The following is a 24,769-nucleotide window of genomic DNA, read 5'->3' as shown; positions in this document are numbered from 1 at the left end:
CTCGCTTCCCCGTGAACGCGCACCGTCCCCGGGGCCCGGCCGGGCTCTCATACCCAGACGCCGCGGTCCTCCATGACCTTGCGCAGTGTGTCGATGTGATCGGTCATGATGCCATCCACTCCCAGGTCGAGGAGCCGGTGCATGCGGTCCGGATCGTTCACCGTCCAGACGTGCACCTGCAGCCCGCGCGCGTGGGCCGCGCGTACGAAGCGCCGGTCCACCACCTGGATGCCCGACTGGGCCTCAGGAACCTGCGCCGCCACCGCCGTGCGGCGCGGCGCCGCGGGCAGGCCCCACGAGCGCAGCCGCAGACCCAGGACGCCACGGGTGCCGTACGAGGTGGCCAGGCGCGGGCCGGCCAGCCGCTGGGCGCGGACCACACGCGCCTCGGAGAACGAGCCGACGCAGATGCGGTCCCAGGCGTTTCTTCGCTCGATCAGCTCCAGGAGGGGCCGCAGCGCCGGTTCCGCCTTCACGTCGATGTTCCAGCGCACCTCGGGGAAGGTCTCCAGGAGCTCCTCGAAGAGCGGCACCGGTTCCTCGCCCGCCACGCGCGCGTGGCGCACGTTGTCCCACGGCAGGTCGGCGATCCGCCCGGCGCCGTCCGTCACCCGGTCCAGGGTCGCGTCGTGGAAGGCGACGAGTTTCCCGTCCCGCGTGGCGTGCACGTCGGTCTCGATGTACCGGTAGCCCGCCTCGACCGCGCGGCAGAACTGTCGCAGCGTGTTCTCCAGGCCGTCCGCCGCTCCGCCCCGGTGGGCGAAGGCGATCGGGCCGGGATGGTCGAGGTAGGGGTGGCGTATCGGCGTGGTCACCGACGCAGTATCGCGCGCCCCGGTTGACCGGCGGCAACCACCGTGCTGCCGTCCGGTGCCGACGGCACGGCGAACATCCGCAGGAACATCTGGGCCAGCGGGCCGATCGACACCGCGTAGAGGAGGGTGCCGAGGCCGACCGTGCCGCCGAGGGCGAAGCCGGTCACGACGACGGTGATCTCGACTGCGGTCCGCACCAGGCGCACCGAGAGTCCCGTGCGCCGGTTCAGCCCCGTCATCAGGCCGTCGCGCGGGCCCGGTCCGAACCGTGCGGCGATGTACAGCCCGGTCGCCGCGCCGTTCAGGACGATGCCCGCCACCATCATGGCGATCCGCAGCGTCCAGCCGTGGGCGTCGGGCACCACCCCCAGCGTCGCGTCCATCGCGGCGCCGATCACCAGCACGTTGGAGACCGTGCCGAGGCCAGGCCGCTGGCGCAACGGGATCCACAGCAGCAGGACCGCCGCGCCCACGATGGTGAGCACCACGCCCATCGACAGGCCGGTGTGCTCCGCGAGCCCCTGGTGCAGCACGTTCCACGGCTCCAGACCGAGCCCGGACCTCACCAGCAGGGCCGAACTCGCGCCGTACAGCACCAGACCGCCGTAGAGCTGTGTCAGTCGCCGCGGGAGTTGCCTGGACTGCCTGGACAAGATGTGCCCCCTGTGTGGTGGTAGTGGCCTGCTGCATGACACCCTGTGGCTTGAGAAGCAGAGTCAACCATGGCCAATTCGGGGAAGGTGGACTGATTTCCATGGCGCAGTGGACCTCGGCCGTGGGGGCGGGACAGCTCGCCCGGCTGCTCGGCTCCCAGCAGGACCGCCCTGCCGGTCCCGGCACCCGCCGCCCGCCGGCCTACCGCGCGCTCGCCGACGGCATCCGGCTGCTGGTGCTGGAAGGCCGCGTACCGGTCGCCGCCCGGCTGCCCGCCGAACGCGAACTGGCCCTCGCCCTGACCGTCAGTCGTACCACCGTCGCCGCCGCCTACGAGGCGCTGCGTGCCGAGGGCTTCCTGGAGTCCCGGCGGGGCGCGGGCAGCTGGACCGCCGTCCCGGCCGGAAACCCGCTGCCGGCACGCGGTCTCGAGCCGCTGCCGCCCGAGGCCCTCGGCTCGGTGATCGACCTCGGCTGCGCGGCGCTGCCCGCCCCCGAGCCCTGGCTCACCCGCGCGGTGCGGGGTGCCCTCGAGGAGCTGCCGCCGTACGCGCACACCCACGGCGACTACCCGGCCGGGCTGCCCGCGCTGCGCGCGATGATCGCCGAGCGCTACACCGCGCGGGGCATCCCGACCATGCCCGAGCAGATCATGGTGACCACGGGGGCGATGGGCGCGATCGACGCCATCTGCCACCTCTTCGGAGGGCGCGGCGAGCGCATCGCCGTGGAGTCCCCGTCCTACGCCAACATCCTCCAGTTGATGCGCGAGGCCGGGGCCCGGCTGGTGCCCGTGGCGATGGCCGAGGGGCTCACCGGCTGGGACGTGGACCGCTGGCGCCAGGTGCTGCGCGACGCCGCGCCCCGTATCGCCTACGTCGTCGCCGACTTCCACAACCCCACCGGCGCCCTCGCCGACGACGACCAGCGACGGCGGCTGGTGGACGCGGCCCGGTCGGCGGGGACGGTGCTCGTTGCCGACGAGACGATGAGCGAGCTGTGGCTGGACGACGACGTCGAGATGCCGCGCCCCGTGTGCGCCTTCGACCCGGCCGGGTCCACCGTCGTCACCGTCGGCTCCGCGAGCAAGGCCTTCTGGGCCGGGATGCGCATCGGCTGGGTCCGTGCCGCGCCCGACGTGATCCGCAGCCTGGTCGCCGCGCGGGCGTACGCCGACCTGGGCACCCCGGTGCTGGAGCAGCTCGCCGTGAACTGGCTGTTCAGCACCGGCGGCTGGGAGCAGGCGGTGACGGTGCGCCGCGAACAGGCCAGGCAGAACCGGGACGAGCTGGTGACGGCGGTACGGCGGGAGCTGCCCGACTGGGAGTTCGAGGTACCCCGGGGCGGACTCACCCTGTGGGTGCGGACCGGGGGTCTGTCCGGCTCCCGGCTGGCGGAAGCGGGGGAGCGGGTGGGCGTACGCGTCCCGTCGGGGCCGCGCTTCGGGGTCGACGGCGCCTTCGAGGGCTACGTACGGCTGCCGTTCACCGTCGGCGGCGCGGTGGCCGAGGAGGCGGCGGTACGGCTGGCCGCGGCGGCCCGGCTGGTGGAGAAGGGGGGCGTCGGCGGCGGCGAGGCGCCGCGGACGTTCGTGGCGTAGCCGCGCGAGCGGCGAGCGGCGAGTGAGACCGGGGCGTGGCCGGGGCACAGCGGTGGGTCGCGCCGCCCCGGCCGGCCCGTCAGGAGCTCTCCGCCGCGACCGCCTTGACCGCGACCGGCTCCGCAGGTGCCGGTTCGGCCGGCGCGTCCGGCGTCGCGGTCTCCACCGCGACCGGCGCCGGCCCGAGGTCCACCGCCACCGGCGTGGGCCCGGCGTCCGCCATGGCTTCTTCCGGCTCGGTGGCGGTCTCGGCCGGCGCGTCCTTCTTCACGATGGAGACGGTCTTGGCCTTCGCCTCGGCCCCGGCCTTCGGCTCGGCCGCCGCCGCTGACTCGGCCTCCGCTTCCGCTTCCGCCTCCGCTTCCGCGGGGATCGGGGCCCGTTCCCCGTCCGCCGGTGTCGTGCGCGGCGGGAGCAGATCGAGCACCGCCTGCCGCTGGGCGCCGCTCGTCGCGTCGTCGTAGGGGTCCGGAGTGGCGGGGACCTGGAGACGGTGCACCGGACCGGTGCCCAGGCGGGCGTACCCCCGGCCGGGCGGAACCTGGTCGACCGGCGTGGTGTGCGGGGGAGCGCCCAGCACGGCGGTCAGCTCGTCTGCCGTGGCCGGGCCGAGGACGACACGCGCGCGCGTGTGCTGCCGTACGGCGTCGGTGAGGCCGTCCAGGGCGTCCAGCTGGTCGGCGACGACCACGGTCACGTGCGCGGCCCGGCCGTGCCGCAGCGGGACCTGGAGCAGGGACTGCGGGTCCCGGCGGCCGTCAGAGGTGGCGAGGTGCGTGAACGCGGTGGGACGGTCCACGAAGACCCACAGGGGCCGCCGGGTGTCGTCCGGCGCCGCCAGGCCCTCCTGACGGGCCCGGTTGACAGCGATCAGCCGCCGTTCCGTCTCGGCGGCCGCCCACTCCAGGCTGGTCAGCGCCCCGGTGAGGCCGCACTCCACGGCCAGGACGCCGTCCCGGCCGACCAGGCAGGCGTACTCGCCGGTGCCGCCGCCGTCGACGATCAGCAGGTCGCCGTGGTGCAGCGCCTGGAGGGCGACCGAGCGCAACAGGGTGGACGTGCCGGTGCCGGGCTGCCCCAGGACCAGCAGGTGCGGCTCGGTCGAGCGGACGCCGGTGCGCCAGACGACCGGCGGAACGTCCCGCCGCTCCTCGCCGTGGGTGAGCGGGAGGGTGCGCTGGACCCGGGTCGGGTCGGTGAAGCCGAGGACGGTCTCGCCGGGTGCCGTCACGAAGCGCTGGGCGGCGATGTCGGTGGGCAGCGCCGTGAGCACGTCGACGGAGAGGTGGTTGGCCTCCTCGTCCCACGTGAAGTGGTACTCCCGGCCCCGGCCGGACTTCGCGGTGAGCAGGTGCTCGATCCGGGCCCGGGACTCGGCCTCCCCGTCGGTGAAGTACGCGGGGTAGCGGATCACCAGGTGGGCGAAGCGGCCGGTGTCGTCGAACTCGTACGCCGGGAACGCCTTCTCCCACGTGCCGCCGTGGACGTACAGGGGGTCGGGGTCCTCGGCGATCGAGAAGTACGGCACCAGCGCCTCGTAGAGCGACTGCAGGCGCTTGGTCTGGGTGTCGTCGGGGCCGTCGGGCACCGGCGCGGCGCGGTCCCTGCCCTGCCAGGCTGCCGCCGCCATCAGGACGATGACGGCGAGCAGCGGGCCGTACGGCACGAGTGCCACGACCAGGACCACCGAGGCCACCAGGAACAGCAGCGCGCCGCGCCGGTCCTTGGGGGTCTCGGCCCATCTGCGCCGCGCGGCCGCGGCCAGTCGGCGCAGACCGCGGGCGATCGTGATCAGCGGCTGGAGGACGTCGGTGGCGCTGTCGGCCGCCGTCCGGGCCAGCTCCCGGCTCCGGGCGAGCTGTGCGCCGCCGTTGCTCAGAATGCGGGGGAGGGGCCGCCGGGCCACTGCTGCCTCCTGGAAGTGCGTACGTGCGGATGTCGGGCGGGGTGGGCGGGCCGTCAGAACTTGATTCCGCCGAGGAGGCCCGCCAGGCTCTCGCCGCCTGCCTTGATGCTCGGGGCGATGGCCGTGCTCGCGAGATAGAACCCGAAGAGGACGGCGACCAGCAGGTGGGAGGCCTTGAGGCCGTCCTTGCGGAAGAAGATGAAGACGACGATGCCGAGCAGGACCACGCCTGAGATCGAGAGGATCATGTGAGTTCTCCTGGTTCACGGGGACAGTCACCATGAGTACTTCCAGGCTCACAGCATGTATCCATACGATAAAAGGTGCAAATGGGCGAAATTACGCGGAATTACCCCAGGTGGCTCAGCGGTCGTTGGTCCGGTTGAGTGCCCCGCGAGCCAGTACCCTGGCGATTCGCGCAACGTTCGTAGTGAGAGGTGGTCCGGCCGATGAGTGAAGCCCCCGACCCCGAGGTCGTGGAGCTGGCGACCAAGATCTTCGATCTGGCCCGGCAGGGGCGGACCGAGGACCTGGTGGCCTACGTGGACGCCGGCGTTCCGGCGGACCTCACCAACGACCGCGGAGACTCCCTCGTCATGCTCGCCGCCTATCACGGCCACGCCGACGCCGTGCGCGCGCTGCTCGCCCGTGGCGCCGACGCCGACCGCGTCAACGACCGGGGTCAGACCCCGCTCGCCGGGGCCGCCTTCAAGGGTGAGACGGAAGTGACCAGGGCGCTTCTGGAGGCGGGCGCGGACCCGGCCGCGGGCACCCCGTCGGCCGTCGACACGGCGCGGATGTTCGCGCGGACGGACCTGCTGGAGCTGTTCGGCGCCCAGTGACGGGACGCCGGAGCGGACCTTGTCCGGGTCCACTCCACAATTTCTGACCAGGGAAAACACTGAAAACGGGGGAGGCGGTACAGGGCCGCCGAAATTTCGGTCGCGGCAGATGTGACCGCCGGGTCATCATGACGACGTGGTTCACGGACGTGATGGCTGGGCAGATGTTGCCGCACCGCGCGGGCCGTGACACGGCCCGCAAGGGCCACCGACGAGAGGCAGGAACATGGTCTTCAGCAAGCAAGAGACGGCGGGCGCTCCGACGTGTTGGCGCACGGCCAGGTAACGCGTGTTCCCCGGTTGCGTCGACGCTTGATGTGAGGCTGTTTCCCATGTTCGATCCGGTCATAGCGCCCAGCGGTACGCTGCTCGGCCTGCTTCAGCGGGGTCGCGGCGACGGCACGCTGCACGCGCTCACCGCTCCGCGAGCCGAAGCGCTCGCGGCTCTGAACCACTGCGTGCTCCACGACCCCCGCCACGACTGGCAGGTCGAGAACCGCTCCCTCTACTACGCCCGCCTCTACCTCGACCTGAACGGCGAGCTGGACGCGGTCGAGGCCCACCTCTTCGACCCCGAGGACGTCCTGGACGCCGACGAGTCGCGCACCGGGCTGGCCCTCGCGGTCCTCGGCCACCTCGCCTCCTACGGCAGGCTCGACGCGCTCCAGCTGTTGCGCAGGTACGCCGCCCACGGCGTCAACTGGGCGTGGGCCCTGGACGAGCTGGCGCTGCGCGACGACGACGCCGGACTGCGCGCCCTCGCCGCGCCCGTCCTGGCCCGTTTCCCGCGCGATGCCGAGGGCGAGGCCGAGCTGGCCGTCGCGGTGCGGGACGCCTTCGAACCCCGGCCCTGGCGCCTGTGGGCCGACGATCCCCGCGAATCGATCGCCACGCGCGTGCGTGCCGCCCAGGAGACGGGCTGTTTCGACCGCTGGCAGCGGCAGATGAACTCCACCGGACCGCGTCCGGGGTGGAGCGTGCGGGCCGTGTTCGAGTGGGCCGAGCAGGGACTGGAGCGCGGCACACCGCTCCATGTGCCCGCCGCCCGCTGCCTCACGGCCGTCGCGGGACCAGAGGACCGACCCGAGATCGTCGAGGCCGCGCGGTCCGGCACCGAGGGCGCCCGCTGCACCGCCCTGCGCTATCTGGCGGACGGCAACGACCCGGCCGTCCTCGACCTCGTCGAGGTCGCCGTGGCCACGGGCTCGACGCCGGTCGTGGAAGCCGCCGTCGCCGCGTTCGAGCGCATGCGCAGTCTCGCCGCCGTCGACCGGGCGCGCGGCTGGGTGCACCGGCCCGACGCCCTGGGCGCGGCCGCCGGGCGGGTGCTCGCCTGCCGGGGCGCCGCCCAGGACCGCGACCTCGTCCTCGCCGCGCTGCGGGAGGCGGTACGCGGGGAAGGCCCCGACGCGCCGACCCTGTGGACCCTCGTCGACGGCACCGGACGGCTCGGCATCGCCTGCGCCGCCCCCGTACTGCGTCACGTCTACCGCGAAACCGCCTCCTCCCACCTGCGCGGCCGGGCCGCCCGCGCGCTCGCCGCCACCGATCCGTCCTTCGCGGCGGGCCTCGCCATCGAATGCCTGTGGGACTGCGAGGAGACCACCCGCGAACTCGCCGCGCGCCATGCCGAGACCGGTGACAACCGCGTCGTCGAACGGCTGCGCAGGCTCGCCGCCGACCCGGCCGAGGAGGACGAGGTCCAGACGGCGGTACGCAGCCGCTTCGGACCGGACGCGCCCGCCGTGTGAGAGACACGGGGCCCGGCGGCCCGGCACGGACGGGTGAGCGCGGATCCTGCCCGACGGGTGCCGACGGGTGCCGACGGGTCGCCGCCCGGCGTCGGCGGGCCGGCCGGCCGCGCGTCCGCCCGTCGTGACGCGGGCGGCGCGATCCGGCTCGGGCGGCCGCACCCTCGCCCACGGCCGCCGCTCCGTGTGAACGCCGGATGGACCGCGGTGCAGGCGGGCGTGGCCGTGGTCCGACGGGCCCGAGGAGCAGAGCAACGCTCACGGGACGTTCCTCGGCCGGAAAGATCGACGTTGACGCGAGCACGTCCAGTCCGGCGACAACACGGGTATGCGTGTCGTCATCGTGACCGAATCCTTTCCCCCCGATGTGAACGGCGTCGCCCACTGCGCGCTCCAGACCGCCCGGCACCTCGTCGGCCGCGGTCACGACTGCGTCGTCGTCGCACCGGCCACCGCCGCCGGCAACGACGCGGACGCGTCCGCTCCGTGCCCCGTCGTCCGGATCCCCTCCCTCCCGCTCCCCGGCTACCCGCAGGTCCGCGTCGCCCTGCCCAGCCGGCGCGTGGCCGCCGCGATCGCCGAACACCGCGCCGACCTCGTCCACCTGGCCGGACCCTTCGTCCTCGGCGTCCGGGGCATGGCCGCCGCCGCGCGCCTCGGGGTCCCCGCCGTGGCCGTCTACCAGACCGACCTCGCCGGATACGCCCGTACGTACATGGGGGCGGGCGAGGCGGCCGCCTGGCGGCGCATCCGCTCCGTGCACGGCGCCGCCGACCTCACCCTCGCCCCCTCCAGCGCGGCACTGCGCGACCTCGAGGCGCACGGCGTGCCCCGGGTCAGCCTGTGGCCGCGCGGCGTGGACACCGTCCGGTTCCGGCCCGGCCTGCGGGACGAGGCGCTGCGCCGCGAACTCGCCCCGGACGGCGAGCTGCTCGTCGGCTACGTCGGGCGGCTCGCCCCGGAGAAGCAGGTGGAGCTGCTGTCCGGCGTGTGCGGCCTGGACGGCGTGCGCGTCGCGGTCGTCGGCGACGGGCCCAGCCGGCCCGGCCTGGAGCAGGCGCTGCCGGGCGCCGTCTTCCTCGGCCGCCGTACCGGCGACGACCTCGCCCGGATCTTCGCCGCACTAGACGTCTTCGTGCACACCGGCCCCTTCGAGACGTTCTGCCAGACCGTTCAGGAGGCCATGGCGAGCGGCGTGCCCGTCGTCGCGCCCGCGGCGGGAGGCCCGCTGGACCTCGTGGCCCACGGGCGCACCGGACTGCTCGTGCCGCCGCGCGACGCCGCCGCCGTACGGGACGCCGTGTGGTCCCTGTCCGCGGACCCCGTGCTGCGGGCCGCCTACGGCGCTGCCGGGCGGGCCACCGTCGAGGGGCGCACCTGGGCGGCCGTCGGCGACCGGCTGATCGGGCACTACACGGACGTGCTCGCCTCCCGGAAGGCGGTGCTGGCGGCATGAGCGCGCTGCGCATCGTCCGGCTCGCCAACTTCGTCGCACCGGCCTCCGGCGGCCTGCGCACCGCGCTGCGCGAGCTGGGCAGGGGGTACCGGGCGGCCGGACACGAACCCGTCCTCGTCGTCCCCGGCCGGTATGCCGACGACCGGGAGACCGGACAGGGCCGGGTGATCACCCTTCCGGGACCGCTGCTGCCGGGCACCGGCGGCTACCGCGTCCTGACCGACCGGCGGCGCGTGGCCGCCCTGCTCGAGGATCTGGGACCCGACCGCCTGGAGGTGTCCGACCGCACCACCCTGCGCTGGACCGGCAGGTGGGCCAGGCGGGCCAGGGTCCCGGCCGTGATGGTCTCCCACGAGACCACCGACGGCGTGCTGCGCACGTGGGGTCTGCCCGAGGGCGCGGCCCGGCGCACCGCCGACGCGCTCAACGTCCGTACGGCGCACACCTACGCGCGCGTGGTGTGCACCACGGAGTTCGCCGAGCGGGAGTTCGTCCGCATCGGCGCCCGCAACGTCGTACGGGCTCCGCTGGGCGTCGACCTGGCCGGGCGGCACCCCGCGTTGCGCGACCCCGGGCTGCGGGACCGGTACGCGAGCCTGGACGAGACCCTGCTCGTCATGTGCTCCCGGCTGTCCGTGGAGAAGCGGCCCGGCACCGCGCTCGACGCGCTGGCGGCGCTCCGGGGGCGCGGTGGACGCGCGGTGCTGGTGGTGGCCGGGGACGGGCCACTGCGGCCGCGGCTCGAACAGCGGGCGCGGGAACGGGGGCTACCGGTGACGTTCCTCGGCCACGTCCGTGACGCCGGGCTGCTCGGCGCGCTCCAGGCGTCCGCCGACGTGTGCCTGGCTCCCGGGCCGGCCGAGACGTTCGGACTGGCCGCGCTGGAGGCGATGGCGTGCGGCACGCCCGTGGTGGTCAGCGCGTCCTCGGCGCTCCCGGAGGTGATCGGCTCCGCCGGGGCCGTCGCCGCCGACCACGGGGACGCCTTCGCGGACGCCGTGGAGCTGCTCCTGGACCGCCGGGAGGCGCACCGGCGGGAGGCGGCACGCGCGCGTGCGGAGTGCTTCGGCTGGGACGCGGCGGTCCGGGGGTTCCTGGCGGCCCACGACGCGACGCTTCCGTCGCGTCCCGTGCTGCCGGGGCCGGGGCCGGGGCCGGAGCCGACGCGGGAGCCGGAGGGCGTGTCGTGAGACGCGTCCGCTTCGTGGCCCTCGACGACGCGCCCCGTGCCCGGGGGAGCGGGCGGCACCTCGGCGGCGGTGAGCTCGGACGAGGTCCCGACCGGGTCGGTGAGGCCGTCGAGGAGGACGGTGCGGGCCGCCGGGACGATCTCCCGGGCCGCGAGGGCGCCCTCCGCTCGGCGCCGCAGCAGCTCGGCGTGCAGCGCCTCGGCCTCCGCGCCCGAGGCCACCTCGACGAGCAGGGCGTCGTCGCCGACCGGCAGGACGTTCACGCGAAGGCCTCCACACGGACGCCGGACGCCTCCAGCCGCTCGCGGACCCGGCGCGCCAGGTCCACCGCCCCGGGCGTGTCGCCGTGCACGCACAGGGAGCGCGCGCGGACCTCGACCCGTGTCCCCGAGCGGGCGGTGACCGTACCCGAGCGGGCCAGCCCCACCGAGCGTTCCACGACGGCGTCCGGGTCGGCGATCACGGCGTCCTGCTGCCCGCGGGGCACGAGCGTGCCCTCGTCGGTGTACGCCCGGTCCGCGAACGCCTCCGGGACGACCGGCAGTCCCGCCCGGCCGGCCCGCTCCAGCACGCGCGAGCCGGGCAGCCCGAGCACGGGCAGGGCGCCGCCCGCCAGGAGTACGCCGTCGACGACCGCGGCGGCCTGCTCCTCGTCCCGGACCACCCGGTTGTAGAGGGCGCCGTGCGGCTTGACGTACGCCACGCGCGTGCCCGCCGCCCGGGCGAAGACCTCCAGGGCGCCGATCTGGTAGGCCACCTCGGCCGCCAGCTCGGTGGACGGCACGTCCATCGACCGCCGCCCGAAGCCGGCCAGGTCCCGGTAGGAGACCTGCGCGCCGATCGTCACGCCCCGCTCGGCCGCCGTCTCGCACACCCGCCGCATGGTGGCCGGGTCCCCGGCGTGGAAGCCGCAGGCGACGTTGGCGCTGGTGACGACGGAGAGCAGCCCCTCGTCGTCGGTGAGCCGCCAGCGGCCGAATCCCTCGCCGAGGTCCGCGTTGAGATCGATCGAGCTCATGTGTCCAGTGTCCCCGCTCTCCGGGTTCTCCGGGTTCTCCGGGTTGTCGGGGTTGATTGGTTTGTCGGAGTTTTCGGCGCCCGCGCCGCGCCATCCTGGATCAGGCCACGCGGTACTGCTCGTCACGGGCGTCGGTGAGGAACATCTGCCCCGGCGCGTGGGTGAGGGCGAAAGGCGGCCGTGAGGCCATGACCGCCGCCTGGGGGGTCACGCCGCAGGCCCAGAACACCGGGATGTCGTCCGGCTCGGTGCCCACCGCGTCGCCGAAGTCCGGGCGGTCCAGATCGTCGATGCCGAGCGCCGACGGGTCGCCGCAGTGCACCGGGCTGCCGTGCACCGCCGGGAGCAGGCTGGTCTCGTGGATCGCCGCCGACAGGTGCGCGGGCGGCACGGGCCGCATCGACACCACCATCGGACCGTGCAGCCGTCCGGCCGGGCGGCACTGGCGGGAGGTGACGTACATCGGGACGTTGCGGCCCTGCTCGACGTGGCGGATCGGGACGCCCGCCGCGGCCAGGGCCCACTCGAAGGTGAAACTGCAGCCGATCAGGAACGTCACCAGGTCGTCCCGCCAGTACCCGCGTACGTCCGTCGGCTCGTCCGCCAACTCGCCGTCCCGCCAGACCCGGTAGCGCGGCAGATCGGTGCGCAGGTCCGCGCCGTCGGCGAGCACGGTGGTCCAGGAGCCGGCGTCCGTGACGTCGAGCACCGGGCAGGGCCGTGGGTTGCGCGTGCAGAAGAGCAGCATGTCGTACGCCCAGTCGGCGGGCACCGAGATCAGGTTGGCCTGGGTGTGGCCGGCCGCGACGCCGGCCGTGGGGCCGGTCAGCCCGTCCCGGAAGCGGGAGCGGGCCGTTTTCGGGCTCCACGCGTGCGCGTGCTCGTCGACGAGGGCGAGCGGCCGGTCCCCGGTCACGTGGTGGGAGGGGTTCATGCCAGTTCCTTTCCGCGCGTCTCCGGCAGTCCCAGCAGGGCCAGCGCCGCGATGCCGTAGCCGATGGCGCCGAAGACCAGCGCGCCACCCACGCCCCAGCTGTCGGCGAGGAAACCGACCGTGGTGGGGAAGACGGCGCCCACGGCGCGTCCGGTGTTGTACGTGAAGCCCTGGCCCGCGCCCCGTACCGCCGTGGGATACAGCTCGCTCAGATACGAACCGAAACCGCTGAAGATGGCCGACATGCAGAAGCCGAGCGGGAAACCGAGCACCAGGAGCAGGGTGTTGGCGCCACTGGGGATGTTCGCGTACGCCAGGATGCAGACCGCCGACAGCAGGGCGAAGAGCCAGATGTTGCGTTTGCGGCCCAGTACGTCGGTGAGATACCCGCCGGTGAGGTAGCCGAGGAAGGCGCCCGAGATGAGGAACGTCAGGTAGCCGCCGGTGCCGACGACCGACAGGTCGCGCTCGTCCTTGAGATACGTCGGCACCCAGGTGGCGAGGGTGTAGTAGCCGCCCTGGACGCCGGTGGACAGCAGGCTCGCGAAGAGCGTGACACGCAGCAGACCCGGTGTCCCGGCCGTGCCCGGCTTGAAGATCGCCGCGAACGAGCCCTTCCCCGCGCCCTTCTCCCGGACCTCGGCGGCCCTGGGCGCGTCGTGGACGCTGCGCCGCACCCACACCACGAGCAGCGCCGGGAGCGCGCCCGTCCAGAACATGACGCGCCAGGCCAGGTCGTCACCGGCCACTGAGAACACCAGCGTGTACACGACCACCGCGAGCGCCCAGCCCACGGCCCAGGAACTCTGGACCGCGCCGAGCGTGCGCCCCCGGTGCCTGGCGCTCGAATACTCGGCGACCAGGATGGCGCCGACCGCCCACTCGCCGCCGAAACCGAGGCCCTGAAGGGCGCGGAAGACGAGCAGCGTCTCGTAGTTGGGCGCGAAGCCGCAGGCCACCGTGAACACGGCGTAGGTGATCACGGTGAGCAGCAGCGCCCTGACCCGGCCGACGCGGTCCGCCAGGACACCCGCGAGGGCACCGCCGACCGCCGAGACGACCAGCGTGACCGTCGTGAGCAGACCGGTCTGGCCGCTGTCCAGACCGAAGTACGCGGCCAGCGCGACCATGGTCAGCGGCAGCGTGAAGTAGTCGTACGAATCGAGGGCGTAACCGCCGAACGCGCCGCCGAAGGCGCGGCGGCCCCGCGGGCCGAGGGCGCGCAGCCAGCCGAACGGGCCGTCTTCCGGGGAGCGTTCGGCCGTGCCGGGAGGAGGGGTGTCGGTGGACAGGGCCTGCGGTGGAGGGGGAGTGCTCATGGTGCACCTCGCAGTGGGAGGACGGAGGGTGCTGGTCGAGTGAGCGGTGCGGGCGCCGTGCCGGGCACTTGTGGGCACCGTAGGGGATTGTTCAACGATCCCTCAATACCCATGTTGTTTCGTTCTGGTATCTGCGATTGAATTCCGGGCATGGCAGAGCAGTTGACGGGACTGGCCGACGACCGCGCCCTCCTCGGACGTACCAGCACCGCCGAGCGGGTCTCGGACATCCTCAGGAGCCGGATCGCCGAGGGCTACTTCCCACCCGGGACCCGGCTGTCGGAGGACAGCATCGGCGGCGCGCTCGGCGTCTCCCGCAACACCCTGCGCGAGTCGTTCCGGCTGCTCACGCACGAGCGCCTGCTCGTCCACGAACTGAACCGGGGCGTCTTCGTCCGGGTGCTCACCGTCGAGGACGTCGAGGACATCTACCGCACCCGCTCCCTCGTCGAGTGCGCCGTCGTCCGCGGTCTCGCCGAGCCCCCGTACGCCCTGGAGGGGCTCGCCGAGGCGGTCGAGGACGGACGGCGGTCGGCCCGCGAAGGTGACTGGAAAGCCGTGGGTACGGCCAACATCCACTTCCACCGGGAACTGGTCGCCCTCGCCGGCAGCGAACGCACCGACGAACTGATGCGCAGCGTCTTCGCCGAACTGCGCCTCGCCTTCCACGTCGTGGACGACCCGCGACGCCTGCACGAGCCCTACATCGCCCGGAACGCGGAACTCCTCGCGACCCTGGAGGCGGGCGAGCGGGAGACGGCGGCGCGACTGCTCGCGGTCTACCTCGAGAACTCGCTCAAGCGCGTGGTCGAGGTCTACCTGCGGCGGGTCGGGGACGAGGGATAGTTCCGGGCGCGGCGGCAGGACGGCACGGCGGCGCGAGGGCAGGACGGCACGACGGCCCTGCGGTTCGGCCTGTCGCGTCGGGGCGCATCTGCGTCGTTTGGGTCGATGTCAGACCGAGGACCTAGTCTGTGCACCGTGACTTCGCCTGCATCGACGGACAGCGTTCCGCCCCAGCTCAGCGCGGGGCCGCGCCCCGCACCGGGCCCGGCCGCCGACGAGGGACTGGCGCGGCGGCTGCGCGCGCTCGCCTGCACGGCGCCGCTGCACGACCTCGACGCACGCAAGGCCAACCTCGCGGGCGAGTACTCGGTCTACGGCATGGCGGAGGTCGCCCTGGCCGCCATCGACCTCGTCACACTGAACATGGACTTCGACACGGGCGCCGACCACGACCAGATAGTGGCCAGACTGATCCCGCGCGTCGCCGCCCAGGCCCCGCGCCGCCCCGCCGCCGAGCACGAGCGGGTGGCCCGCTGGGTCCTGGAGAACCTGATCAACGTCGGGAGCGTCGACCGCGGCTTCCGCGCGGTGTACGGCACCTTCGGACCGGACGGCACCTACGTCCGCCGGGACTACGACTTCAAGCTGCTCGAGGAGGTCCCCGGCCCCGGCGGCACCGTCTACCTGCGCACCACCGACGAGGCGGTCAACGTCCTCGTCGGCGCCCTCGACACCGACGTCACCAGCGCCCAGATCGCTGCCGAGGTCAAGCTGGAGGTGCTGATCAGCCGCGGTCGCCTCGCCGACGCCCAGCTCGCCGCCGAGCAGGCCAGGTACCGGACCGTGCAGTACTCCGAGACCCTGCGCCGCGCCCTGGACGCCACTCGGCGCAACGTCCGCGCGGTGGACTGGCTCAGCGCCGTCCCCGACATGATCGCGGAGGCCCTGGACCACGTCGCCGACCGGTACCGCCACGAGAACGCGATCCTCACCAACATCCGCAAAGCCCGCGACGAGTCCGAGGACGCCGAGCACAAGCGCCGCGCGGCCGAGCTGGTCGACATCGTCAAGGACTGCATCCGACGCCACACCCAGCTCCAGTCCCGGCTCCTGGAGGCCGGCCCGCTCTTCCGTGCCGAGCAGGACCGGCAGGCCTTCGCCACCCCCCTGACGACCTCGGGCCTGGACCTGTACGGCCATCTCGTCGCCCCCGTGCTGCCGTTGCCCCTGGAGCGGGCGCTGCGCGTCACCGACGCCTTCTTCACCCGCGGCACCGGGCTGCGCACGCCCGTCTCCGTCCGGGTCGGCGACCTCGTCGACATACTCCTGACCCCGCCGGTGGAGCGGGAGCACCTGGGCGCCGAGATGCCGGAACCCGACCTGATCGCCACCCCGGACGACAGCCGCTTCAGCGAGGAACAGCTCGCCGCCGCCATGGAACTGCTCGACCTGCCGCACGACGCCCCGCGCCGGCTGTCGGGGCTGCTGGCCGACGCCCGCGCCCGGGACCCCGAACTGCCGTACCTCGTCGCCCTGCTCGCCGTCCACGCGGCCAGTCCGCCGGTCGGCACCGCCTACCGCCAGGGCGAGCCGAAACTGCTGTTCGCCGTGGACGACGGCACCGAGCTGGACGACCCCGGATTCGGCGGCGCCGACCTGATAGTCGGCACGGCACTGCTGGACGCCGCGGGGATGGCCGCCGACCGGACGGAGGCGGCATGACCGGCCCGCAGCACCCCTCCCACCACCTCACCCCCGAGCGACCGCACAGCGAGGAGTACCGACCGTGACCGAGCACGTCGACCGGAGCGAACCGGAAGCGGGTGCCGCACCGGCCACCGCGGCCGTCACGCCCGCCGACGCCGCCGACGCGGCGCGGCTCGTCGCCTTCGGCCTCCAGCCCAAGCTGCTCCCCGCCCGCGACCAGGAGTACGCCGACCTGCTGCGCCGGTACCGCGAGGACCCGCCCTTCGCCCGGCTCGCCGACGCCGTGGCGGCCGGCCTCGGACTGATCGTCCTGGAGGTGTCCCCGCGCGCGGGGATGGCCGTGAGCGCCGCCGAGGACTCGGTGTTCGCCGTCCGCATGGGCGACTACGCGCGCCGCGCCGCCACCGACTCCGGCGACCGCTTCCTGCACGGCCTCGCCCACCTCGCCGTCGCCGCCATGGCCTACCCCCGCCCCGAGGACCTCGCCGACGACGGCTACATCGGCCGTGTCACGGTCAACGGCGTGGACGCGTTCGTCCGCCAGGCCTGCCGGAGACTCGAGGAGCGGGCGGAGCAGCAGGGCGAGAACACCGACCCGGCCAGCGACGCCCCCGGCCTGGAGGCCGCGTGGCGGATCTGGGTCCGGCGCAGCGCGACCGGCGCCACCAAGGACGCGCGCAGACTCCCGGGCTCCACCACCGGCATCGTCGGCAAGGCCGCCGCGTTCCTCACCGAGTCCGGCTTCCTCCAGCGCACCGGCGACGACAACGGCGGCACGTACCGCACGACGGCCCGCTACCAGCTCCAGGTGCGCGACATGGCGGGCAGCGCCGCCCTGGCCGAGCTGCTGGACCTCGGCGTCGTCCCGGTCACCGACGGCACCGCGACGCTGCTGCCCGCCGAGGAGACGGACGACCTGGACCTGGTCGCCGACGCGGGCCTGCCCTTCCACTCCACCTGACCTCCGGCCGCCCGGCCCCCGCCCCGCCTCCGTCCCTGCCCCCGCACCCGTCCGAACGTCCCCGACTTCCCGAAGACTTACGAGAGTCCGCCATGTACGAGCTGTCCCGGGTCCGCCTCTACTCCATCGGACCCGCCGGTGCGCGCTACGCCGACACCGTGCTTGACCTGCGCGGTGTGGGTGAGCCCGTGCCCGACCCCGCGCCCACGCAGGCGGAGTTCTTCGAGGAGGAGCCCGTCGGCCCGCCGCGCCGGCCCGCTCCCGCGGGCGTGCTGTTCCTGGAGAACGGCGGCGGCAAGTCCGTGCTGCTCAAGCTGATCTTCTCGGTGATGCTGCCGGGCCACCGCAACACCCTGGGCGGCGCCAGCTCCGGCGTGCTGCGCAAGTTCCTGCTCGCCGACGACTGCGGACACGTGGCGCTGGAGTGGCAGCACGTGCAGACCGGCGAGTGCGTCGTCGTCGGCAAGGTCAGCGAGTGGCGGGGACGGCAGGTCTCCGGCGACCCGCGCAAGTTCGCCGAGGCCTGGTACTCCTTCCGGCCAGGACCCGGACTGACCCTGGACAACCTGCCCGTCGCCGAGGCCACCGCCGTACGCCCGCCCGCCGAGGGCGTCTCCGGCGCGCAGGGCAGGCGGCGCACGATGAAGGGCTTCCGGGACGCGCTCACCGAGGCCGGCAAGGCGTACCCGCATCTGGAGGTGCACTGGGAGGAGATCCACGACCGCTGGATCGAGCACCTCGGCGACCTCGCTCTCGACCCCGAACTCTTCCGCTACCAGCGCGAGATGAACGCCGACGAGGGCGAGGCCGCCGGCCTCTTCGCCGTCAAGAAGGACTCCGACTTCACCGACCTGCTGCTGCGGGCCGTCACGGACACCCGCGACACCGACGGACTCGCCGACCTGGTCGGGGGCTTCGGCAACAAGCTGGGCCGGCGCGCCGAGCTGATCGCCGAACGCGACTTCACCGCCGGGTCCGTCGACCTCCTCGGCCGGATCGTCGAGGCCGCCGAGGCGCGCACACGCGCGCGGGACGTCCACACCGCCGCCGAACGCCGCACCAGGAACCTGGCCCGCCGGCTCTCCGCCCGCGGCGCCCGGGAGCGGGTGCGGGCCGGTGACCTCGCCCAGCGGGTCACCGCCGCCGCGTACGCCGTCACGCACGCCGAGTCCGCACGGGACCGCGGCTCCCTCGTCGCCGCCGAACTCGCCTACCGGCACGCCTCCCTGGCCCTGACCGCCGCGGAGAAGTCCGCCGCCGCGCAGAAGCGCGAACTGGCCGACGCCCGCACCCTGCACTCCGCCTGGCAGGCCGCCGAGGCCGTCCTGCGCGACCGCGCCGCCGCCGACCGCGTCTCCCGCGTGTCCGCCGCCATCCAGGAGGCCGAGCGGGACGCGGCCCCCGCGCTCGCCGCCCGCGCCAAGGCCGCCGTCGGACTCGTCCGCGCCCTGCACGCGGCGGCCGGGAAGGCCGAGCACCACGCCAACGAGGAGGAGGAGCGCTCCGCCGCCCTCCAGGAGGCCGGCGAGGCCGCCCACCGGGACTCCACCACCGCCGCCACCGAGGCGCAGCGCGCCCGCAGCGAGGCCGGGCACCTGCGTCAGCGCCTCGGCGAGGTCGAGCAGGAGACCGCCGAGGCGGTCCGCGCCGGCTGGCTGGACGACAGCGCGCCCGACGCCGACCCGGCCCGCGCCGCCCTCGCGGCCAGCGACGCGGAGAAGACGACCGTCGCGGCCTGGGACACCGCCCGCGAGGCGGCACACCGGGCCACCGAGCACGCGCGCGAGGCCGCCGCCGCGGAGAGCCGCGCCGAACTGACGGCGGCCCGCGCGGCGGACGCGGCCACCGCCGCCGAGCTCGCCCACGAGGCCGAGCGGCGCACGGCCGAGGCGCTGGCGGCTCAGGAACGGCTCGCCGACCTGCTCGGCCTGGCCGCCGAGACCCGCCCGGGCATCCCCCAGCCCCGCCAGGACGCGGACCGTGACGACCGGAGTGCCGCCCCCAGGGCAGCGGAAGGCGCGCTGGCCCCCGAGGAGCTCGACCGCTTCGCCGACGAGCTGCGCGAACTGCTCGACGACACCGTCTCCGCCGCCGAACGCCAGCTGTTCGAGCTGCGCACCGCGGCCGCCGACGACTCCCGCATCCTCGGCGCGCTCGGCGACGGCGGACTGCTGCCGCCGGGACCGGACGTGCTGGCCACCGTCGAGTTCCTCGGCGAGCACGGCATCCCCGCCCTGCCCGGCTGGCGCTACCTCGCGCAGGCCGTCGACCCCGCCGACCACGCGCGCGTGCTGGCCGCCCGCCCGGAGCTGGTCGACGGCGTGATCATCACCGACCCCGACTCGCACACCCGCGCCCGCGACGTCCTCGGCGACGCCGCCCTGCTCCCGCGCTCCGCCGTCGCCGTCGGCACGGCCGCCGCGCTCCTCGCGCCGACCCCGGCCCCCGACGCCGACACCGGGGACGTCTTCCTCGTACCGCCGAACCCGGCCATGCACGACGAGCACGCCGCCGACGAGGAGCGGCACGCGCTGCGCGCGCGGGCGGGCGAGCGGGACGGGGAGATCCGCACGCTGGCCGCCCGGCTCGGCAAGGACCGCGAGCTGGCGGCCCGGCTCGCCTCCTGGCGCACCGGCTGCCCCGCCGGACGCCTCGCCGAGCTGGCACAGACCGCCGAGGAGGCCCGCGCCTTCGCCGTTGAGACCGAGGCCGAGCTGACCGAGGCGCGCACCGTGCGGGCCGAGGCCGACGAGAGCGCCGCCGAGGCCGTACGGATGCGGGACGAGCGGCAGGAGGCCGCGCAGAAGGCCCGGCGTGCCGCCGACGCCCTCGCCGGACTCGCCTTCCGGCTGCGCGAACGCGCCGGCTGGCAGGTGAGACTCCGTGAACTGGCCGACGAGGGCGCCGAGGCCGAGGCCCGCGCCCAGACCTGCCTGGAGCGGGCCCGCGCCGCCGACGAGGACCGGCGTGCCGCCCAGCGGGCCGCCGACGACGCCCGCCGTACCGCCCGCGCACTGCGCGCCGAGCGCTCCGAGATCGCGGGCGCCCCCGACGACGTACCGGACGAGGCATCGGAGAGCGGCACCGAGACGCCCCAGTCGTCCCTGCCCGCCCTCCGCGAGGCCTACCGCGCCGCCTCCCAGCTCTACGAGAAGGTGGGCGTCGGCGCCGACCTGCGCGCCGAACAGGCCCGCGCGGAGAGCGACGAGAGCGCGGCCCGCGCGGAGCTGGACCGGCTGAGCAACAAGGTCCGCACCCGGGCCGGGCAGTTGCTGGAGTCGCCCGACGGCTCCGACGGGCCCTCCCGGCAGGCCGCCGCCGCCCGCGCCGAGGAGCTGGTGCAGCTCCTGGAAACGCGCATGTCCAGCGCGAGCGAACAGCTCGGCCGGCTGCGCGGCGAGGCCGAACGGCACGCGCCCGAGGACGGCGACACCCACACCGAACTCGCCGGGGAACTCCTCCCGCGCGACGCCGAGCACGCCCAGACCCTGCTGCGCACGGCGAGCGCCGAACTCGCCTCCCGGACCGAGGCACTGGCCCAGGCCCGCGAGGCCCACGCCGAACTGCTCGACGCGCACCGCGCCGCCGAGGACGCGGCCGGCGGCTTCGACGAGATCGCCGCCATGCTCCGCGACCTGCTGCGCGAGCACGCGCCCGAGGAGGAGCAGGAGGAGCCCGAGCCCTACCCGGGCGCTCTGGAGGAGGCCCGCCAGTCGGCCGCCGAGGCCCGCCGCTCGCTGCGCGGCTGCGCCGCCGACCTCTCCGCCGCCGAGACCGCCGTACGCGAGGCGAGCGACGTACTCGTCCGGCACGCCAACTCCACTCGCTACGAGCAGGTCCGCACCCCCGCCCGCCAGCAGATCCGCGAACTGCCCGCCGCCGCACTGCCCGAGCACGCCGCCAAGTGGGCGGACGCCTTCGCGCCCCGGCTCCGGGTCCTGACGGACGAATTGGCCCAGCTGGAGCGCAACCGCGACTCGATCGTGGACCGGCTGCGCGGCCTGGTCGAGTCCGCCCTCGCCACCCTGCGCTCCGCCCAGCGGCTCTCCCGGCTGCCGGAGGGCCTCGGCGAGTGGTCCGGGCAGGAGTTCCTGCGCATCCGCTTCGAGGAACCCGACCAGGCCACCCTCACCGAGCGGCTCGGCGAGGTCGTCGACGAGGCCACCCGCGCGGCCGTGAAGAAGAACTCCGACCTGCGCCGCGACGGCATGTCCCTGCTGTTGCGCGGCGTCGCCGCCGCCCTGGCGCCCAAGGGCGTCGCCGTCGAGATCCTCAAGCCCGACGCCGTACTGCGCGCCGAACGCGTCCCCGTCGGGCAGATGGGCGACGTCTTCTCCGGCGGCCAGCTGCTCACGGCGGCCATCGCCCTGTACTGCACGATGGCAGCCCTGCGCAGCAACGACCGGGGCCGCGACCGGCACCGCCACGCCGGCACCCTGTTCCTCGACAACCCCATCGGCCGCGCCAACGCCACCTACCTGCTGGAGCTTCAGCGGGCCGTCTCGGACGCGCTCGGCGTCCAGCTCCTGTACACCACCGGCCTGTTCGACACGACCGCGCTGGCCGAGTTCCCGCTGGTCATCCGGCTGCGCAACGACGCGGACCTCAGGGCGGGGCTGAAGTACATCAGCGTGGAGGAGCATCTGAAGCCGGGACTGCCCCAGCCGACCCCGGCCGCGGAGGGGGAGGGCGAGACGGTGCACAGCGAGATCACGGCGACCCGCATGTACAAACGGCCCGCCCAGCCACCGGCCCAGCCACCGGCCTAAACGGGCGGGCCCGGCCGGGGCCCTGCCCGTCCGAGCGTGTGAAGCCCCAGTGAAAACCCTGTGGAGGGGATGTCGGTGGGTCCGCTTATGCTGCTCCGGTTGATCACGCGGGACCTGGGGAGGGCGCGACATGCTCGGCAAGCTGTTCGGCAGGGTTGGGGAGAGACCGGCGGCGGACCCGCACGCCCTTCCCGCCCCGCGCAGGCGCAAGAACGGGACGTACACCGTGCGCGCCCTCGGCGACGCACGGGTGCTCGCGCTGGTGGAGGCGGCCGACGCGGGTGACTGGGAGGCGGTCAAGGCGGCGCTGGTCCCCTTCGATCTCGGCAGCGACCACCAGGTACTGGGTGAACTGGCCGACCTGGACGGCGTGCAGGACTGGATCGGCCGCGCCGCCGAGGAGGACGGCGACCACCGGGCGACGGCCCTGCTGATATCCGGGGCGCGCCACATCGCCTGGGGCTGGGAGGCGCGCACCGCCGAACGTGCCGCGAACGTCACGCAGGAGCAGTGGCGCGTCTTCCACGAGCGGCTCGAAGTCGCCGAGGAGCACCTGCTCCGGGCCGCCGAGCTGCGGCCCGCGTGGGTCACGCCGTGGCGTCGGCTGCTGACTTCGGGGCGTGGCATGTCGCTGGGGGACACCGTCAACCGGACCCGGCGCGACGCCGCCCTGCGCCGCGACCCGCTGGACCTGGAGACCCACGTCGAGTGGGTGTCGCAGTTGCAGCCCCGCTGGGGCGGCAGGCCCGGGCAGGCCATGACATACGCCCGCGAGGCGTTCACCCGCGCGCCCGAAGGACACCGCCTCGGCTGTGTGGTGGCGATGGCCCACATCGAGGACTGGGTGGAGTCGGACAGCCAGAGCTGCCTCGACCTGCCGTACATCCAGGCCGAGTTGAGGGAGGCGGCCAGACACAGCATCCTCCACCCCGCCTACGAGCGGCGCCCGGGCTGGCAGCACGACTTCAACGTCTTCGCCATGGCCCTGTCGCTCGCCTCGGAGAGCGTCGTGGCCCCGCGTGTCTTCCACGCACTGGACGGCGCGTACACCTCGTGGCCCTGGGGCTACATGGCGCAACCGGACAAGGCGTACGCCCGCTTCAGGCGCCACGCCTGAGCCCGCCGCCCGGTCCGGCCCCGCCGCCCGGCACACCGCCCCTCACTCGCCCCCGCTCCTCGATCAACCCACCCCGGGACTGCCCGATGACTCTGCCCGACGCCCCCCTGAGCCCGGCCGGCGCCGACCGCACCTTCCAAGTGGACCTGCGCGGCCTCGTCGACCTCCTCTCCCACCACCTCTACTCCAGTCCCCGCGTCTACCTGCGCGAACTCCTGCAGAACGCGGTGGACGCGCTGACCGCCCGGCACGGCCTCGAACCGGCCGCCCCCGCCGACGCCTTCGGCATCCGCCTGTACGCCGACGGTTCGGTGGTACGCGTCGAGGACGACGGCGTCGGCCTCACCGAGGCCGACGTCCACACCTTCCTCGCCACGATCGGCCGCAGCAGCAAGCGCACGGATCGGATCGCCGAGCAACGCGCCGACTTCATCGGCCAGTTCGGCATCGGCCTGCTCTCCTGCTTCCTGGTCGCGGACGAGATCCACGTCGTCAGCCGCTCCGCACGCACCCCGGACGCACCCGCCGTGGAGTGGCGGGGCCGCGGCGACGGCAGCTACACCGTCCGCACCCTGCGCGCCTCCGCCCGCCCCCGGCCCGGCACCACCGTCACGCTGACGCCCCGCGCCGACGCGGGCGAGTGGACCCGGCCGGCCCAGGTGCACGCGCTGGCCCGGCACTTCGGCTCCCTGCTGCGTCACCCGGTGACCTTCGAGGACGGCACGGGCGGCAGCGGCAGCGGCGGCGCGGCCGTCAACCCCGAGCCCGCGCCCTGGGCCCGTGCCCACCCGACGCCGGGAGCCCGTTCCCGTGCCCTGGCCGCGTACGGGGAGGAGGTCTTCGGCTTCAAGCCGCTGGACACCATCGAACTGGACCTGCCGGCCGTGGGCCTGAAGGGCATCGCCTGCGTCCTGCCGGAGGCCGTGCCGGCCGGTCGTCGCCACGGCCACCGCGTGCACGTCAAGGGCATGCTGCTGTCCGAGCGGGCGGAGGAGATCCTGCCCGAGTGGGCGTTCTTCGTCCGCTGCGTCGTCGACGCCGAGAGCCTGCGCCCGACGGCGTCCCGCGAGTCCCTGTACGAGGACGACACCCTCGCCGCCGTCCGCGACGCCCTCGCCGAGCGGCTGCGCGCGTGGATCGCCCGGGCCGCCGCCAGCGACCCGGACCTGCTCGCCCGCTTCCTCCAGGCCCACCACCTGGCCGTGAAGTCGCTCGCGGTGCACGACGACGAGATCCTGCGGATGCTGCTGCCCTGGCTGCCGTTCGAGACCACCGATGGGCACACCACACTCGACGAGTTCGCGCGCACCCACCGCACCGTGCTCGTGACGTCGAGCGTGGAGGAGTTCCGGCAGGTCGCGGCGATCGCCTCGGCCGCCGGGCTCGGCGTCGTCAACGGCGGCTACACCTACGACCGCGAACTGGTCCACCGGCTGCCCGAGATCAGGCCGGAAGTCAACGTCGCCGACCTCGACCCGGCGACCCTCACCGCCCACCTCGACCCCGTGGACCGCGAGACGGAACTGGCCGCCGCGGCCTACCTCGCCCGGGCCCGCGACGCCCTGGCCGTCTTCGACTGCGACGTCGCACTGCGTACCTTCCAGCCGGCGTCCGCCCCTGCCCTCCTCGTCGACAGCCGCGAGGCCCGGCACGAGCGCACCCGCTCCCAACTCGCCCGTGAGCAGGAGGGCAGCCTGTGGGGCGACATCCTCGGCGCCCTGCGCCAGGAGGCCCCGCGAGCCCAGCTGATCCTCAACCAGCTCAACCCGCTGGTCCGCACCGCCGTCGCCATCGACGAGCCCGAACTGGCCCGCACCAGCGCCGAAGCCCTCTACGGACAGGCCGCGCTGTTGTCCCGGCGCCCGCTCAGGCCCGCCGAGTCCAGCCTCATCAACCGCTCCTTCCTCGACCTCCTCGCCCACGCCCTCCGCAAGGACAGCTGAC

Annotated in this window: 18 protein-coding genes and 1 pseudogene; 11 read left to right on the top strand and 8 right to left on the bottom strand. The window is 74.4% G+C overall.

The window, feature by feature from the left end:
• Positions 1-47: 47 nt before the first annotated feature.
• Both ACGH7X_RS07060 and ACGH7X_RS07055 read right to left on the bottom strand, forming a co-directional pair.
• Positions 48-815 (bottom strand): glycerophosphodiester phosphodiesterase, encoded by a 768-nt coding sequence (locus ACGH7X_RS07060; RefSeq protein WP_399882696.1) that lies wholly within the window; start codon positions 813-815, stop codon positions 48-50.
• Complete coding sequence (locus ACGH7X_RS07055; RefSeq protein WP_399896829.1) at positions 812-1,471, bottom strand: YitT family protein; 660 nt, start codon at positions 1,469-1,471, stop codon at positions 812-814. Before ACGH7X_RS07055 ends, ACGH7X_RS07060 begins: the two co-directional genes overlap by 4 nt.
• A gap of 98 nt (positions 1,472-1,569) precedes the next feature.
• On the opposite strand from ACGH7X_RS07055, the gene ACGH7X_RS07050 reads away from it, so the two are divergent.
• Positions 1,570-3,069 (top strand): PLP-dependent aminotransferase family protein, encoded by a 1,500-nt coding sequence (locus ACGH7X_RS07050; RefSeq protein ID WP_399882694.1) that lies wholly within the window; start codon positions 1,570-1,572, stop codon positions 3,067-3,069.
• Between the two features lie 79 nt (positions 3,070-3,148).
• Here ACGH7X_RS07050 and ACGH7X_RS07045 read toward each other — a convergent pair whose 3' ends face one another.
• Together ACGH7X_RS07045 and ACGH7X_RS07040 are read right to left on the bottom strand one after the other, a co-directional pair.
• Positions 3,149-4,975 carry a hypothetical protein gene (locus ACGH7X_RS07045; protein WP_399882692.1) on the bottom strand — a complete coding sequence of 609 codons (1,827 nt, stop codon included), beginning with the start codon at positions 4,973-4,975 and terminating at the stop codon, positions 3,149-3,151.
• A 53-nt stretch (positions 4,976-5,028) separates the two neighbouring features.
• Entirely contained in the window at positions 5,029-5,223 is a 195-nt protein-coding gene (locus tag ACGH7X_RS07040) for a hypothetical protein (RefSeq protein WP_115741101.1), read from the bottom strand.
• A gap of 201 nt (positions 5,224-5,424) precedes the next feature.
• On the opposite strand from ACGH7X_RS07040, the gene ACGH7X_RS07035 reads away from it, so the two are divergent.
• From ACGH7X_RS07035 to ACGH7X_RS07020, 4 genes are all read left to right on the top strand, one after another.
• Positions 5,425-5,817, top strand: coding sequence for an ankyrin repeat domain-containing protein (locus tag ACGH7X_RS07035; RefSeq protein WP_399882690.1), 393 nt, complete (start codon positions 5,425-5,427; stop codon positions 5,815-5,817).
• A gap of 332 nt (positions 5,818-6,149) precedes the next feature.
• Positions 6,150-7,568, top strand: coding sequence for a HEAT repeat domain-containing protein (locus ACGH7X_RS07030; RefSeq protein WP_399882688.1), 1,419 nt, complete (start codon positions 6,150-6,152; stop codon positions 7,566-7,568).
• 328 nt (positions 7,569-7,896) lie between these two features.
• Complete coding sequence (locus ACGH7X_RS07025; RefSeq protein ID WP_399882686.1) at positions 7,897-9,024, top strand: glycosyltransferase family 4 protein; 1,128 nt, start codon at positions 7,897-7,899, stop codon at positions 9,022-9,024.
• On the top strand, positions 9,021-10,214 hold the full coding sequence (locus ACGH7X_RS07020; protein ID WP_399882684.1) for a glycosyltransferase: 1,194 nt from the start codon (positions 9,021-9,023) through the stop codon (positions 10,212-10,214). The genes ACGH7X_RS07025 and ACGH7X_RS07020 overlap by 4 nt, the downstream gene beginning before the upstream one ends.
• A 20-nt stretch (positions 10,215-10,234) precedes the next feature.
• Here the strand turns inward: ACGH7X_RS07020 and ACGH7X_RS07015 are convergent.
• The 4 genes and pseudogenes from ACGH7X_RS07015 to ACGH7X_RS07000 form a co-directional block, all read right to left on the bottom strand.
• A pseudogene (locus tag ACGH7X_RS07015) lies at positions 10,235-10,477 on the bottom strand (allophanate hydrolase subunit 1); the annotation flags it as partial.
• A complete protein-coding gene (locus ACGH7X_RS07010) occupies positions 10,474-11,232 on the bottom strand; it encodes a LamB/YcsF family protein (RefSeq protein ID WP_399882682.1) in 759 nt (252 codons plus the stop codon). The gene ACGH7X_RS07010 and the pseudogene ACGH7X_RS07015, both read right to left, overlap by 4 nt.
• A gap of 100 nt (positions 11,233-11,332) precedes the next feature.
• A complete protein-coding gene (locus ACGH7X_RS07005; protein WP_399882680.1) occupies positions 11,333-12,166 on the bottom strand; it encodes a putative hydro-lyase in 834 nt (277 codons plus the stop codon).
• Positions 12,163-13,485 carry an MFS transporter gene (locus ACGH7X_RS07000; protein ID WP_399882678.1) on the bottom strand — a complete coding sequence of 441 codons (1,323 nt, stop codon included), beginning with the start codon at positions 13,483-13,485 and terminating at the stop codon, positions 12,163-12,165. Before ACGH7X_RS07000 ends, ACGH7X_RS07005 begins: the two co-directional genes overlap by 4 nt.
• A gap of 150 nt (positions 13,486-13,635) precedes the next feature.
• On the opposite strand from ACGH7X_RS07000, the gene ACGH7X_RS06995 reads away from it, so the two are divergent.
• The 6 genes from ACGH7X_RS06995 to ACGH7X_RS06970 all read left to right on the top strand — a co-directional run bounded on the left by ACGH7X_RS06995 (position 13,636) and on the right by ACGH7X_RS06970 (position 24,768).
• On the top strand, positions 13,636-14,331 hold the full coding sequence (locus ACGH7X_RS06995) for a GntR family transcriptional regulator (protein ID WP_217165606.1): 696 nt from the start codon (positions 13,636-13,638) through the stop codon (positions 14,329-14,331).
• Between the two features lie 135 nt (positions 14,332-14,466).
• Positions 14,467-15,993: a hypothetical protein gene (locus ACGH7X_RS06990; protein WP_399882676.1), complete on the top strand. Its 1,527-nt coding sequence runs from the start codon at positions 14,467-14,469 to the stop codon at positions 15,991-15,993.
• Between the two features lie 64 nt (positions 15,994-16,057).
• A complete protein-coding gene (locus ACGH7X_RS06985; RefSeq protein ID WP_399882674.1) occupies positions 16,058-16,939 on the top strand; it encodes a hypothetical protein in 882 nt (293 codons plus the stop codon).
• Positions 16,940-17,031: 92 nt separating this feature from the next.
• Positions 17,032-21,708, top strand: coding sequence for a hypothetical protein (locus ACGH7X_RS06980; protein ID WP_399882672.1), 4,677 nt, complete (start codon positions 17,032-17,034; stop codon positions 21,706-21,708).
• Positions 21,709-21,838: 130 nt separating this feature from the next.
• Positions 21,839-22,825, top strand: a complete 987-nt coding sequence (locus tag ACGH7X_RS06975) for a hypothetical protein (RefSeq protein ID WP_399882670.1) — start codon at positions 21,839-21,841, stop codon at positions 22,823-22,825.
• Positions 22,826-22,911: 86 nt separating this feature from the next.
• Entirely contained in the window at positions 22,912-24,768 is a 1,857-nt protein-coding gene (locus ACGH7X_RS06970) for an HSP90 family protein (RefSeq protein ID WP_399882668.1), read from the top strand.
• Position 24,769: the final 1 nt, after the last annotated feature.

The organism is Streptomyces sp. BBFR51 (genome assembly GCF_044591655.1).
GTDB lineage: Bacteria > Actinomycetota > Actinomycetes > Streptomycetales > Streptomycetaceae > Streptomyces.
This window is presented reverse-complemented; position numbering and strand designations above follow the sequence as displayed.

What these genes read in the sequence shown, in the direction of transcription:
- ACGH7X_RS06975 (WP_399882670.1), top strand. Translation starts at nt 21,839, where the DNA reads ATGCTCGGCAAGCTGTTCGGCAGGGTTGGGGAGAGACCGGCGGCGGAC.
- ACGH7X_RS07035 (WP_399882690.1), top strand. Translation starts at nt 5,425, where the DNA reads ATGAGTGAAGCCCCCGACCCCGAGGTCGTGGAGCTGGCGACCAAGATC.
- ACGH7X_RS06995 (WP_217165606.1), top strand. Translation starts at nt 13,636, where the DNA reads ATGGCAGAGCAGTTGACGGGACTGGCCGACGACCGCGCCCTCCTCGGA.
- ACGH7X_RS07030 (WP_399882688.1), top strand. Translation starts at nt 6,150, where the DNA reads ATGTTCGATCCGGTCATAGCGCCCAGCGGTACGCTGCTCGGCCTGCTT.
- ACGH7X_RS06980 (WP_399882672.1), top strand. Translation starts at nt 17,032, where the DNA reads ATGTACGAGCTGTCCCGGGTCCGCCTCTACTCCATCGGACCCGCCGGT.
- ACGH7X_RS07050 (WP_399882694.1), top strand. Translation starts at nt 1,570, where the DNA reads ATGGCGCAGTGGACCTCGGCCGTGGGGGCGGGACAGCTCGCCCGGCTG.
- ACGH7X_RS06970 (WP_399882668.1), top strand. Translation starts at nt 22,912, where the DNA reads ATGACTCTGCCCGACGCCCCCCTGAGCCCGGCCGGCGCCGACCGCACC.
- ACGH7X_RS07025 (WP_399882686.1), top strand. Translation starts at nt 7,897, where the DNA reads ATGCGTGTCGTCATCGTGACCGAATCCTTTCCCCCCGATGTGAACGGC.
- ACGH7X_RS07040 (WP_115741101.1), bottom strand. Translation starts at nt 5,223, where the DNA reads ATGATCCTCTCGATCTCAGGCGTGGTCCTGCTCGGCATCGTCGTCTTC.
- ACGH7X_RS07010 (WP_399882682.1), bottom strand. Translation starts at nt 11,232, where the DNA reads ATGAGCTCGATCGATCTCAACGCGGACCTCGGCGAGGGATTCGGCCGC.
- ACGH7X_RS07000 (WP_399882678.1), bottom strand. Translation starts at nt 13,485, where the DNA reads ATGAGCACTCCCCCTCCACCGCAGGCCCTGTCCACCGACACCCCTCCT.
- ACGH7X_RS07005 (WP_399882680.1), bottom strand. Translation starts at nt 12,166, where the DNA reads ATGAACCCCTCCCACCACGTGACCGGGGACCGGCCGCTCGCCCTCGTC.
- ACGH7X_RS07020 (WP_399882684.1), top strand. Translation starts at nt 9,021, where the DNA reads ATGAGCGCGCTGCGCATCGTCCGGCTCGCCAACTTCGTCGCACCGGCC.